Annotated in this window: 13 protein-coding genes; 3 read left to right on the forward strand and 10 right to left on the reverse strand. The window is 68.3% G+C overall.

The window, feature by feature from the left end; genetic code table 11:
* Positions 1-11 precede the first annotated feature (11 nt).
* The 8 genes from Q0O97_RS14375 to Q0O97_RS14410 form a co-directional block, all read right to left on the reverse strand.
* Complete coding sequence (locus Q0O97_RS14375; protein ID WP_294930726.1) at positions 12-992, reverse strand: TRAP transporter substrate-binding protein; 981 nt, start codon at positions 990-992, stop codon at positions 12-14.
* Between the two features lie 125 nt (positions 993-1,117).
* The gene (locus tag Q0O97_RS14380; protein ID WP_294930729.1) at positions 1,118-1,906 is read right to left on the reverse strand and encodes a 5-oxoprolinase subunit PxpA; all 789 of its coding nucleotides are present in this window, start codon (positions 1,904-1,906) and stop codon (positions 1,118-1,120) included.
* Positions 1,903-2,241, reverse strand: coding sequence for a hypothetical protein (locus Q0O97_RS14385; protein WP_294930732.1), 339 nt, complete (start codon positions 2,239-2,241; stop codon positions 1,903-1,905). The genes Q0O97_RS14380 and Q0O97_RS14385 overlap by 4 nt, the downstream gene beginning before the upstream one ends.
* Positions 2,234-3,220 (reverse strand): biotin-dependent carboxyltransferase family protein, encoded by a 987-nt coding sequence (locus Q0O97_RS14390; protein ID WP_294930735.1) that lies wholly within the window; start codon positions 3,218-3,220, stop codon positions 2,234-2,236. The genes Q0O97_RS14385 and Q0O97_RS14390 overlap by 8 nt, the downstream gene beginning before the upstream one ends.
* On the reverse strand, positions 3,217-3,873 hold the full coding sequence (gene pxpB / locus Q0O97_RS14395) for a 5-oxoprolinase subunit PxpB (RefSeq protein WP_294930738.1): 657 nt from the start codon (positions 3,871-3,873) through the stop codon (positions 3,217-3,219). The genes Q0O97_RS14390 and pxpB overlap by 4 nt, the downstream gene beginning before the upstream one ends.
* On the reverse strand, positions 3,870-5,222 hold the full coding sequence (gene accC / locus Q0O97_RS14400) for an acetyl-CoA carboxylase biotin carboxylase subunit (protein ID WP_294930741.1): 1,353 nt from the start codon (positions 5,220-5,222) through the stop codon (positions 3,870-3,872). The genes pxpB and accC overlap by 4 nt, the downstream gene beginning before the upstream one ends.
* The gene (locus tag Q0O97_RS14405; RefSeq protein WP_294930744.1) at positions 5,219-5,608 is read right to left on the reverse strand and encodes a biotin/lipoyl-containing protein; all 390 of its coding nucleotides are present in this window, start codon (positions 5,606-5,608) and stop codon (positions 5,219-5,221) included. The genes accC and Q0O97_RS14405 overlap by 4 nt, the downstream gene beginning before the upstream one ends.
* A gap of 112 nt (positions 5,609-5,720) precedes the next feature.
* On the reverse strand, positions 5,721-6,635 hold the full coding sequence (locus tag Q0O97_RS14410; protein ID WP_294930747.1) for a LysR family transcriptional regulator: 915 nt from the start codon (positions 6,633-6,635) through the stop codon (positions 5,721-5,723).
* A 143-nt stretch (positions 6,636-6,778) separates the two neighbouring features.
* Here Q0O97_RS14410 and Q0O97_RS14415 point away from each other — a divergent pair, with 143 nt between their 5' ends.
* From Q0O97_RS14415 to Q0O97_RS14425, 3 genes are read left to right on the forward strand one after another with little or no spacing between them, the layout of a single operon-like run.
* Entirely contained in the window at positions 6,779-7,984 is a 1,206-nt protein-coding gene (locus Q0O97_RS14415; RefSeq protein ID WP_294930751.1) for a pyridoxal phosphate-dependent aminotransferase, read from the forward strand.
* A 14-nt stretch (positions 7,985-7,998) separates the two neighbouring features.
* The gene (locus Q0O97_RS14420) at positions 7,999-8,640 is read left to right on the forward strand and encodes an RraA family protein (RefSeq protein ID WP_294930754.1); all 642 of its coding nucleotides are present in this window, start codon (positions 7,999-8,001) and stop codon (positions 8,638-8,640) included.
* Positions 8,641-8,670: 30 nt separating this feature from the next.
* Complete coding sequence (locus tag Q0O97_RS14425) at positions 8,671-10,389, forward strand: hypothetical protein (RefSeq protein WP_294930757.1); 1,719 nt, start codon at positions 8,671-8,673, stop codon at positions 10,387-10,389.
* 28 nt (positions 10,390-10,417) lie between these two features.
* On the opposite strand, the gene Q0O97_RS14430 is transcribed toward Q0O97_RS14425, so the two are convergent.
* Positions 10,418-11,170 carry an ABC transporter ATP-binding protein gene (locus Q0O97_RS14430; protein ID WP_294930761.1) on the reverse strand — a complete coding sequence of 251 codons (753 nt, stop codon included), beginning with the start codon at positions 11,168-11,170 and terminating at the stop codon, positions 10,418-10,420.
* Positions 11,167-11,905 (reverse strand): iron ABC transporter permease (locus tag Q0O97_RS14435; RefSeq protein ID WP_294930780.1); only part of this gene is annotated, 739 nt, incomplete at its 5' end. The genes Q0O97_RS14435 and Q0O97_RS14430, both read right to left, overlap by 4 nt.

An 11,905-nucleotide genomic window follows, 5' to 3' on the forward strand; every position in this document is an offset into this window, starting at 1 on the left:
CTGGGGATGGATCACCGGCTTTCAAACGCCTCGACGACCTCGGCCCCGCGCGGGTCCATGCGGGCGATCTCGGCCTCGCGGATCGGTGCGGCGCGGGTGCGCAATTCCTCGCGCGTGGCATCGTCCAGTTCGGCATTGGTGATGCCGTTCTCGGCCAGCACCTGAAGCTGTTCCGCGTCGGTATCCTGCGCCGATTGCCAGAACTCGGGTTCCATCCGCGCGGCGGCCTCGGCGATGGCTTCCTGATGCTCGGGCGAAAGCTGGTTCCAGGCGTCAAGGTTGACGCTGACCGCATCGAGGTTCCAGGTGTGGCGCGTCGGATAGCCGTGGGTCAGGAATTCCCAGAACGAGCCGTCCACCGCCGAGGGCGACGAGGTGCCCACCGCCTCGATGGCGCCCGTGGCCAGCGAGGGGATGACCTCGCCCCAAGGCAGTTGCACCGGGGTCATGCCGGCGGCACGGAAGATCTCGGTCGCCGAGGCGTCGGAAGAACGGATCTTGATGCCGGCAAAGTCGTCGATCGAGTTGATTTCCTTCTTCGTGTAGACCTGCTGTTGCGGCCAGGGGATGGTGAACAGCAGCTTCTGGTTGTTCTCGGCAAAGACATCGTTCAGCACGGGGCGGTAGAATTCCTGGAACGCGACCTGTTCTTCGTAGGTGTCGATCAGATAGGGCAGCGATTGCAGGCCCAGAAGCGGGTTGTCCCCGGTCTGCTGTTGCAGCAGCATGTCGCCGATGGGCACCAGCCCGTCGCGCACCGCCGAGAACATGTCCGGCCCCTTGAAGCCAAGCGAGCCGCCGGGATGGATGGTGATCCGCACCTCGCCATCGGTGACGGCGGCGACCTCTTCGGCGAAGCGTTGGGTGTTGACGGTGATGTAATTCTCGGCGGGCCAGACCACCGGCAGGTCCCATGCGGTTTGCGCCATCGCAGGCGCGGCGACCCCAAGGGCAAGTGCCGAAACGAGGCCGAATTTCTGGAAGCGGTTCATCTTTGTTTTCCCTGTTATGTGATGTTTGTCATCGGAGTCTTCGCGGATCGCGGCATCTCTCAACCCATGAAAGCGCAGGGGGTTGAGAAATTATAGCGATATATACTTATGGTTTTTCATTCCTTTCAAGAATGAGATATGCGGCGCGGGGTGGCGAATGGGGCAACGGCGAAGCCTGCCTCCTCGACCGTGCGGCGGATCACCTGCGCCAGTTCGACCGCGCCCGCCGTGTCGCTGTGGATCAGGATGGAATCGACCGGCATCGCGATCAGGCTGCCGTCGAGGGCGCGCACGGTGCCCTCGGACAGCGCCTGCGCGATGCGGGCCGCGACGGCACCCTGATCGTGGATCACCGCGCCGGGCTGCTTGCGCGAAACCAGCGTCCCGTCGGGGTTATAGGCCCGGTCGGCAAGGAAGGATCGCACCAGCCGCAGCCCCTGCCGCTCGGCCTCGTCGGCGGCGGCGGTATGGGGCAGGCCGACGAAGGCCAGCTCGGGGTCGAAGCTGCGCACCGCGCCGATCAGCACCCGCGCCACGTCGCGATCGGTGAATGACAGGTTGCCCAGCGCGCCGTGGAAATTCGCGTGGGTCAACCGCACCCCCGCCGCCCCGGCCAGAGCCGAGATCGCGCCAAGCTGGGTCAGGGCCAGCAGTTCCAGTTCGCGCAGGTCAAGCTGCATCGGCCGCCGCCCGAAGCCCTGCCGGTCGGGATAGCCGATATGCGCCCCCGGCGCGACACCGCGCGCCAGGGCCAGCGCCAGCGTGTCGGCCATCACCACCGGATCGCCCGCATGGGCGCCGCAGGCGATATTGGCCGAGGAGACGATATCCAGCATCGCCCCGTCATCGGCCATGCGCCAGGCGCCATAGCCCTCGCCCAGATCGGAATTCAGGTCGATTGTGCGCCCGGTCATGCCTTGCCTTTCCTGCGGATCAGCGGGGTGCCAAAGCCGACGACCGCGCCCTGTTGTTCCAATATCTCGTCCCCCTCGCCGACCCTGGCGACGGGGAAAAGGAAATCGCCCGCCTCGATACAGGCCAGTTCCGCGCCGCCGGGGTGACGGGCGTGAAAGACGCCCGGTCCGGGGGCGGCAATGGTGACGGGTTCCGCCTGCGCGTGCGGGGCGGTGCCTGCGTCAAGGATGATGCGTAGCCGTTCGTCGCCCTGACGGACGGACAGCATGGCGACGCCGCGCGCGGCAAGGTGGTCGATCAGCGACCGCAATTCGGTGGCAAGGTTCCTATCCATTCCAGCCGCTCCGCATCGAATAGTCCCGCGCAAGCGCGATCCGCGTCGCCAGTCGCGTGATGAAGGTTTCCCGCGCCGCGCGGGCCGCCAGCGCCTCGTCACGGGTCACCGCGCGGAAGCGAAGCCGTGCGCCAAGCCGAAGCTGCGCCAGCGCGGTCAGGTCGGCCTCAACCACCACGCCCAGCTTGGGATAGCCGCCGCAGGTATTGGCGTCGTTGAGCTGGATCACCGGCTGCCCACCCGGCGGAAGCTGGATCGTGCCCGGCAGGATGCCGTGCGACAGCAGTTCCAGCGGCTCGCCGCGCCGCATTTCCGGCCCCGAGAGGCGATAGCCCATGCGGTTGCTGTCGGGTTGCAGCACCCATGCGCTGGTCAGAAAGCGTTCCTGCAAGGCGGGGCCGTGGATGTCCCATTCCTTCGCCGGGATGAAGCGGATCTCGGGCTCGGCCTCGGGCAGCAGGTTCAGCCGGGCCGCGTCCAGCCCGAAACCGCAAGGGCCGATCCGGGGCGGCTCGGCCTCGGCCACCGGCAGCAGGTCGCCCGCTTGCAGGGCGCGACCTTCAAGCCCGCCGAAGCCGCCCTTCAGGTCGGTCGCGCGCGAGCCCATGACAGGCGCGACGTCGATCCCGCCCGCAACAGCCAGATAGCTGCGCATCCCGCGCCCGGCCATCTGCGCGCTCAGCACCTGCCCCGCGCGGGCGTGGCGCACCCACCATGCGGGCACCGGCACCCCGTCCAGCACCGCGCCCGCATCGGCCCCGGTCAGGGCAAAGACCGCATCGCGCTGAAAACGCAGGCGGAAACCGCCAAGCGTGAACTCGATCCCCGCCAGATCCTGCGGATTGCCCACCATCATGTTGCCGATCCGCAGCGCCAGAGCATCCATCGCGCCGCTGCTGCCGACGCCCAGATTGCGCCAGCCCGGCCTGCCCAGGTCCTGGACCGAAGCCATGACGCCCGCAGAGACGATCTCGATCACGCCAGCACCTCCGACAGCCTGAATTTCACCCGGTCGCCGGGCGCAAGCAGCGCGGGACGGTCGGCGGCGGGGTCGAAGAAGACCGCCTCGGTCCGCCCGATCATGTGCCAGCCCGAAGGCGTCGTGCGCGACTGCACCGCCGTCTGCGCGCCGCCGATGATGACGCGGCCCGCCTCGACACGGGGATGGACAACGGCGCGGCGCGGGGCGGCAAGGCGCGGGTCCAGCCCGCCCAGATAGCCGAAACCGGGCTGCGAACCCAGGGCATAGACGGTATAATCGCCGCCCGCATGCAGTTCGGCGAATGCGGCGGGGGACATGCCTGCCGCCTCGGCCAGCGTGGGCAGGTCTGGCCCGGCCTCGCCGCCATAGGTCACCGCGATCTCATGCGTGCGCCCGCCCGTCGCATCGGGGATGGGCGCGGACCACAGTGCCTTGATCTGCGCGGCAAGCGTCGCGGGGTTGAAGGCGTCGGGGTCGTAGACCACGGCAAGGTTGTTCATGCCGGGGATCACCTCGCGCACACCCGGCACCCCGGCAAGGCCCGAGGCAACCGCCCAGACCCGCCGTTGCCGGTCCAGATCCAGCGCGCCGGGGGCGTATTCGCACAGCAGCGCGGCCTCGCCCAGTTCGGAAAAGACCGGCCCGCTCATGCCCCTGCCTCCGCCTTCATCTTCGTCTCCAGATAGTTGATCCCGGCGCCGCCCGCGCGGAAGGCCGCGTCGCGCATCAGCCGGGCTTGCAGCGGAATGTTGGTGGCGATACCGGCGACGCGGGTGGCGGCCAGCGCATCCTCCATCCGGGCGATGGCGCTGGCGCGGTCCGGTCCGTGGGCGATGAATTTCGCCACCAGCGAATCGTAATGCGGCGGCACCTGATAGCCCTCGTGCAGATGGGTATCGACGCGCAGCCCCTCGCCTTCGGGCGGTTGCCATTCGCTGACGCAGCCGGGCGAGGGCAGCATGGTCGCGGGGTCCTCCGCATTGATGCGGCATTCGATGGCATGGCCGGTGAAGCGCACATCCGCCTGCGTCAGGCCAAGCGGTTCACCCATCGCGATGCGCAACTGCGCCGCCACGATGTCGATGCCGGTGACCATCTCGGTCACGGGATGCTCGACCTGAAGGCGGGTGTTCATCTCGATGAAGAACAGCTCGTCGTTCTCATAGAGGAATTCGAAGGTGCCCGCACCGCGGTAGCCCATCGCCTTGCAGGCATCCAGGCAGCGCGCCGCCACCCGCTCGATCAGCGCACGCGAAACGCCGGGGGCCGGGGCTTCCTCGATCACCTTCTGGTGGCGGCGCTGCATCGAGCAGTCGCGGTCGCCCAGATGCACCGCATTGCCGTGGCCGTGGCAAAGCACCTGCAATTCGACATGGCGCGGCGTGGTCAGGTAGCGTTCCATGTAAAGCTCGGGGTTGCCGAAGGCAGTGCGGGCCTCCTCGCGGGTCAGGGCGACGGCCTCGTCCAGTTCGGCCTCGGCCTGCACGACGCGCATCCCGCGCCCACCACCCCCGCCCGAGGCTTTGACGATCACCGGATAGCCGATCCCTTTCGCAATCCGCCGGATTTCCGCCGCATCACCCGGCAGCGGACCGGGCGAGCCGGGAATGCAGGGCACCCCCGCCGCGATCATCGCCTGGCGCGCGCGGACCTTGTTGCCCATCGCAAGGATCGCCGAGGCGGGCGGGCCGACGAAGATCAGCCCCTCGGCCTCGACGGCAGCGGCGAAATCGGCGTTTTCGGACAGGAAGCCATAGCCCGGATGGATCATGTCCGCGCCGGTCGCCCGCGCGGCATAGACCAGCGCCGGGATGTTCAGATAGCTGTCGCGCGCCCGCGCCGGACCGATGCAGATGGACTGGTCGGCCTGCTGCACATAGCGGGCGTCCTGGTCGGCCTGCGAACAGGCCTGCACATGCGGGATGCCCAGCTTGCGGCAGGCGCGCTGGATGCGCAGGGCGATCTCGCCCCGGTTGGCGATCAGCAGCTTGCGGGTCATGCGGATACCGGGCGCAGGCGCATCAGGGGCTGCCCCATCTCGACCGGGGATTCGTCGGAGGTCAGGATATCCTCGACCACTGCGTCGAAGGGGGCGCGGACGGGCAGCATGGATTTCATCGCCTCGACCAGCAGCAGCGTATCGCCCGAGGCGACCTGCGCGCCGATGCCGGCGAAAGGCGCGGCGCCGGGCGAGGGCGCCAGATAGACCACGCCGGGCATGGGGGCGGTGACGGTTTCCGCGCCGGGCGCCGCGACGGCCACGGGGGCCGCGTGGGCATGGGCGAAACGCAGGTGGATCTTCATCCCGCCGGTCTCGACCTTGACCTCGCTGGCCGCCGATCCGGCCAGTTCATCCACGATTCGCCTGATCTGCGCGAAGTCCATGCAACCCCCTTTCGGGCGGGAAACATTCATCCGCCCTTGCCCGGCCATCCTTACCCGCCCTTTTCTTGACAAAAAGCGATTTAATTTTATGGAATTTCATTCCTTATAGCGATCATCCCTGAAACTGCCGGGTGAAATCGCAGGCCTCGGCGGCCACCTGCGCCACCGAGGCCGCGATGGCCGAGGGCCGGTCGTTGCGATACATCGCGGCATAGGGAACCGCCGGCAAGGCGGGCTCGGCCAGGACGATTTCCAGCTTGCCCTCGTCGATCAGGGGCTGGAAACAGGCGCTTGGCATGTAGGAAACCCCCAGCCCCGCGATGGTCAGCCCCAGCAGCGCGGTCATGCTGTCGCTGGAAACCTGGCGCGGAAAGACGATCCCCTGGTTGCGCAGCCATTTGCTGAAATGCAGCCCCGAGCCTGAACGGCTGCCCTGCGACAGGATCGGATACCCGGCCAGATCCGACAGCGGCAGCGGCCCGCGCCCGTCCGAGGCGACAAGTCCGGGCCGCGCCATCCAGTCGTTGCGGACATGGGCCAGAACCTGGGATGTGACCTCGGGCGCCGAGAAGGTTTCGGGGATCACGATCAGGTCCAGGCTGTTGTCTTGCAGACCCTCGTAAAGGGTGCGGCTCATGTCCACCTCGGGTTCCAGCATGACATTGGGGAATTGCTCGCGCAGCAGGGTGACCATGCGCGGCAGCCATGTCATCGCGATCAGTTCGGTCACGCCGAAGCGGATCCGGCGCACCGGGGGCGCGGCGCCGTCGCGCAAGGTGTGGATGCGGTTCTGAAGCTCCAGCATCTCTTCGGCGATGGCGATCAGGTATTCGCCCTTCTCGGTCAGGCGCGCGCCGCGCAGGCTGCGGTCGAACAGTTCCGCCCCCACGGCCAGTTCCAGTTCCTGGATCCGTTTCGAGATCGCCGATTGCGTCGTGTTCAGCTTCAGCGCCGCGCGCTCGAACGTGCCCAGATTGGCGATCCAATAGATCGTCTCCAACTGCTTCAGCGTGGTCGGGGCAGGCATGGAACCTCCGTCAATCATTCTTATCAGGAATGATATAAGATAAATATTTATCGGTTTTTTTTATGATACCCCCGCATAAGATGCAAGAAATTCCGCAAATGACCGCCCTTTCGGGGCCGTTCGCCCAAATCATAGGCAAACCGATGAGCATAACCCTCTCCGACCGCGTGAATGCGCTGAAACCTTCGGCAAGCATCGCCGCCAAGGCCATCGTCAACGACTTGCGGGCGCAGGGGCGCAGGATCGTGGACTTCACCATCGGCGAGCCGGATCTGGACACGCCCCCCCATATCATCGAAGCCGCCATCGCAGCGATGCGCGCAGGGGATACGCATTACACCGCCTCGAACGGCACGCCGGCGCTGCGTCAGGCCATCGCGGACAAGCTGGCGCGCGACAACGGCGTGACCGTCAGCCCGGCGGATATCGTCGTGGGCTGCGGCGCCAAGCAATTGATCTTCGAGGCTTTCGCAGCCACCCTGAATGACGGTGACGAGGTGATCGTGCCCGCGCCCTATTGGGTTTCATATCCCGACATCGTGGCGCTGAATGGCGGCAGGCCGGTGATCGTGCCCTGCGCGCGCGGCGACGATTTCAAGCTGACGCCTGCGGCACTGGAGGCCGCGATCACCCCGCGCACCCGTTGGGTGATCCTCTGCGCGCCCTCGAACCCGACCGGCGCGGTCTATTCCAGCGGGGAACTTGCCGCGCTGGCCGAGGTGCTGCACCGCCACCCCCATGTCGCGGTGATGACCGACGATATCTATGAACATCTGGTCTATGACGGTGCCCGCGCCGACAGCCTTCTGCGCGTCGATCCCGGCCTTGCCGGGCGGGTCCTGATGATCAACGGAATGTCCAAGGCCTATGCGATGACCGGCTGGCGGATCGGCTATGCCGCCGGGCCGTCCGAGGTCATCGGCGCGATCACCAAGCTGCTGGGCCAATCGACGACCTGCCCCAGCTCGATCAGCCAGGCGGCGGCGGTCGAGGCGCTGAACGGCGACCAGGCCCCGGTGCGCGAGATGGTCGCGCTTTACCAGCGCCGCCGCAACCTGATGCACGAACGGCTCAGCGCCATTCCCGGCATCAGTTGCGCGCGTCCGGCAGGGGCCTTCTACATCTACCCCGACGTTTCGGCCCTGCTCGGCCGCCGCACGCCGGAAGGCGAGGTGATCGAAACCGACACCGACCTGACGCTCTATCTGCTGAAATCCGTAGGCGTCGCGGTGATGGACGGCGCGGCCTATGGCATGTCGCCCTGCCTGCGCCTGTCCTTCGCCACCTCTGAAGACACTATCGCCGAGGGCTGCGCGCTGATCGCCGAAGCCTGCGCCGCGCTCAAATGACAAAGGAGCCCAAGATGCTTGACGAACGCCACAACCCCAATCCCGTGCAGGCCGATCCCGCGCTGGTGGACGCCTTCCGCGCCCTGCCCGTCGCCAATATCAGCGACAACCTGCACCGCCTGCCCGGCGCGGTCGGGCTGCGCCCCTTCCATGACGGCACGCCGATGGCGGGGACCGCGCTGACCGTGCGCACCCGCGCGGGCGACAACAAGGCGATCCACCTGGCGCTGGACCTGCTGCGCCCCGGCGACGTGATCGTGGTCGATGGCGGCGGCGACATCAGCCGCGCCCTGATCGGCGAGATCATGTCCTCGGTGGCCAGGATGCGCGGGGCGGCGGGCTTCGTGCTGGACGGGGCGGTGCGCGACGTGGCCGCGCTGGCGGCATCGGATTTCCCCGTCTTTGCCCGTGCGGGCATCCATCTTGGCCCCTACAAGAACGGACCGGGCGAGATCAACGTCCCTGTCACCATCGGCGGCATGGTGGTCAACCCCGGCGATATCGTGGTGGGCGATGCCGATGGCGTCGTGGCCTTTCCCCAATCCGTCGCGCCTGCGCTGCTTGAGGCCACCCGCGCCCAATCCGCCAAGGAAGAGGACGTCCTGCGCGGCATCGCCGCCGGTCATTACGTCGGCGCCTACGACACCAGGGCCTGACCGCGCCCCCTTTTCCCGAAAGGACCCGCCATGCCTGCCACCGACACCCTGCGCGCGGCCCGCGAGGCCGCGCTTGACGCCACGCGCGCGGGTCCGCCCGCGCGCCCGTCCAACCCGTTCTTCGGCGTCGGGCCGATCAGCGACGGCTCGACCGACGAGGTGGACCGGCGGTTGCGGCGGCTGGAATTCGAACAATGGGTGAGTGCCACCTATCGCAAGACCGACGACCGGGGCCGCGATGTGGGCGGCTATACGGTCTCGGAACTCGCGCGTTCGATGCACCGGGGCGAGCCTGCCGACAGCATCCTGCGCGACATGATGCGGGCCATTCACCGCTATTTCGGCCTGCCCTTGCAGAACCGCCTTGCCGTGGGACTGGGCGGCGGGCACAGCGGCTTCACCGCCTGCATCCAGCACCTGATGACGCTGAACGACCCGGCCCAGCAGGTCTGGATCGACACCCCCCGCCCCGAAAGCGGCCGCAACGGGCCAGCCGGATTCTTCCGCCAGTCATGGGCCGCGCAGATCACCGACCTGTGCCGCCTGTCGCGGAACGGCACGACCGAGCGGCTGCATTTCGCCAGCGACGAAGGCGCCATCCCGCCCGCCGAGGCGCTGGAGGAGATGGGCATCCGCCTGTTCATCGGCGTCGGCCATGAAACCACCGGCGCAACCGCCTATTCCGCCGCCGAGGTCGCCGGTCTGCTGGAATGGCTGGACCGCGACCCGGTGAACCGCCATGCGATCATCGACGCGACCTCGCTTCTGGGGGCGATGCCCTGGCCGGATGACGTGGTCGCCGGAATGATGGCGAAATGCTGCCTGTTCATGCCCCTGCAAAAAGCGATCGGCGGGGTCTCGGGCTATTTCACCGCCAGCTTCACGCCGCAGGCGCTGGCGCAGATCGACCGCAATATCGCCACCCCCTCATGGGCGATTCCCCGGCAACTCAGCCTGACCGTGCCGCAGGACCCCGCGCGCCCGGTCACCGGCCCGCGCTCGGTCGCGCAGGGGCCGTTCTATGATGCGCAGGCAGACCGAATGACCGGCGGCGTCATCAATACCTTCAGCCTGCTGGCCTTCGCCGAGACCACCTTCGGGCTGCGCCGGATCGAAAGCCGCATCGGGCCGGTCACGGCGCTGAACGCGCGCTCGACCGCGAACCGCGCGGCGGTCGAGGCATGGGTGGCCGAAAACCCGCTGTTCAGCCTTGCCGTGTCAGACCCCGAGAAACGCGGCACGGCCGTCACCCTGCTGCAAGTCAACGATCCGGGGTTCGAGGAATTGCATCCCCGCATCCTGACCCGCGCCAAGCAGCTTCTGGGCGACAGCGGCATCACCCATCCGGGCGGGCGGCACGAGGCGGGGCTGGGCGCCGCCGTCTATCTCAACGCCTTTCCGGGGATGCCGGGCGATTTCCGCGCATGGATCGGCGGCGTGCGGGAAACTGCGGATATTCCCGCGCTGCTGGATAACCTGCGCTATGCCTGGCTGCGCGCCAAAGCGCTGGTGATCGCCGAGGAACTGACGGCGCGCGACGAAGATGCACCCGACCCGGCGACCCCGCCCTGCCCCACCGTCACGACGGGGGACGACGCGCTGGCGCAGACCTGCGCCGAACTGGCCGCGATCCTGTCGGGCATCGCGGCCTCGACCGGCCCCGCGCAGGCCGAGACCCGCGCCCGCCACGCCGCGCGGGTGCAGGCGCTGACGACGGAACTGACGGCCAGCCTGTCCGCGCGGGATTGACCTAGAAAACAGCCTGCCGAACGCCCCGCTATTGCTGTTCTTTCAGGATATCGAGGGGTTGAAAGACCGGCCCCTCGGGGGTGGTGGCGAAAAGGGCTGTGATGCCGAAGACGCGGGCGAGGGTGTCGGGGGTCAGCACCGCCTCGGGCGGGCCATCGGCGGCGATGCGGCCTTGGGACAGCAGGACCAGGCGGGTGCAATGGCGCGCGGCAAGGCCAAGGTCGTGCAATGATGCCAGCACCGCGCGGCCCTGCGCGGCGATGCCGGCGAAGGTCTGCATCACCTTGATCTGCGCGGCGGGGTCGAGGCCGGCGACAGGTTCATCCGCCACCAGCAGGGGCGTTTCCTGCGCCAGCATCCGGGCGATCAGGGCGCGGGCCTGCTCGCCACCCGACAGTTCGGTGGCGGGGCGGTGGCGCAGCGTGGCCAGTTCAAGGGCAGCGATGGCGCGCTCGACGGCGGGACCGTCCGCCGGGCTGCGGCCATGCGGCGTGCGGCCAAGGGCGACCAGGCGCTCGACCGGCAGGGGCCAGGCGATCTCGCGCCCCTGCGGCATGAAGGCGGCGTGGCGGGCGCGCAGGTCCGCCGTCAGCCTGTCCAGCGACGACGCGCCCCCATGCGGCAACAGCCCCAGCGCCGCGCGCAGAAGCGTCGTCTTGCCCGCGCCGTTGGGGCCAAGCAGGCCGACGAACTCGCCCTCGGCCACGGTCAGGTCGATGCCCGACAGAACCGGGCGGTCATGGCGCACGACAGAGAGGTTTTGCAGCGACAACAATGTCATAGCCCATTCCCCCGCATCCGCCAGATCAGGTGCAGGAAGAAGGGCGCGCCGACCAGCGCCGTCAGCACCCCCAGCTTCAGGTCGCGGCCCGGCGCGATCACCCGCACCGCGATATCGGCGGCCAGGATCACCGCCGCCCCGCCAAGACCCGAGGCCGCCAGCAGCCGCGAGGGGCTGGCCCCGACCGCACGGCGCAGCAGATGCGGCACCACCAGCCCGACAAAACCGACCCCGCCCGCCACCGCCGTGGACGACCCGACCAGCGCCGCCACGCCGACGACCAGCGCCAGCCGCAGGTGTCCCATGCGCAGGCCCATCGAGGCCGCCGCATCCTCGCCCAATGTCAGCACATCCAGACCGCGCCGCGTAGCCAGCAGCAGCCCGGCGCCGATCACGAAGAAGGGCAGCACGGTCCAGACATGCAGCATCGAGCGGTCCGCCAGCGAACCCATCATCCAGAAGACGATCTCATTGGCAGCGAAGGGATTGGGCGAGAGGTTCAGCACCAGCGAGGTCGCCGCCCCCGCCAGCGCCGAGATCGCGATGCCGGCCAAGATCAGCGGCAGCGCACCGCCGCGCGCGCCCGCCAGCATCAGGATCAGCAGGACCGAGACCAGCGCCCCCGCCAGCGCCGCCAGCGGCAGGCCAAGCGGCAGGGCGGCGGCAAGCCCGGTCTGCATCGCCAGCACCGCGCCAAGCGCCGCCGATGCGGATGTGCCGATCAGCCCCGGCTCG

This window comes from uncultured Paracoccus sp. (assembly GCF_945915435.1).
Lineage (GTDB): Bacteria > Pseudomonadota > Alphaproteobacteria > Rhodobacterales > Rhodobacteraceae > Paracoccus.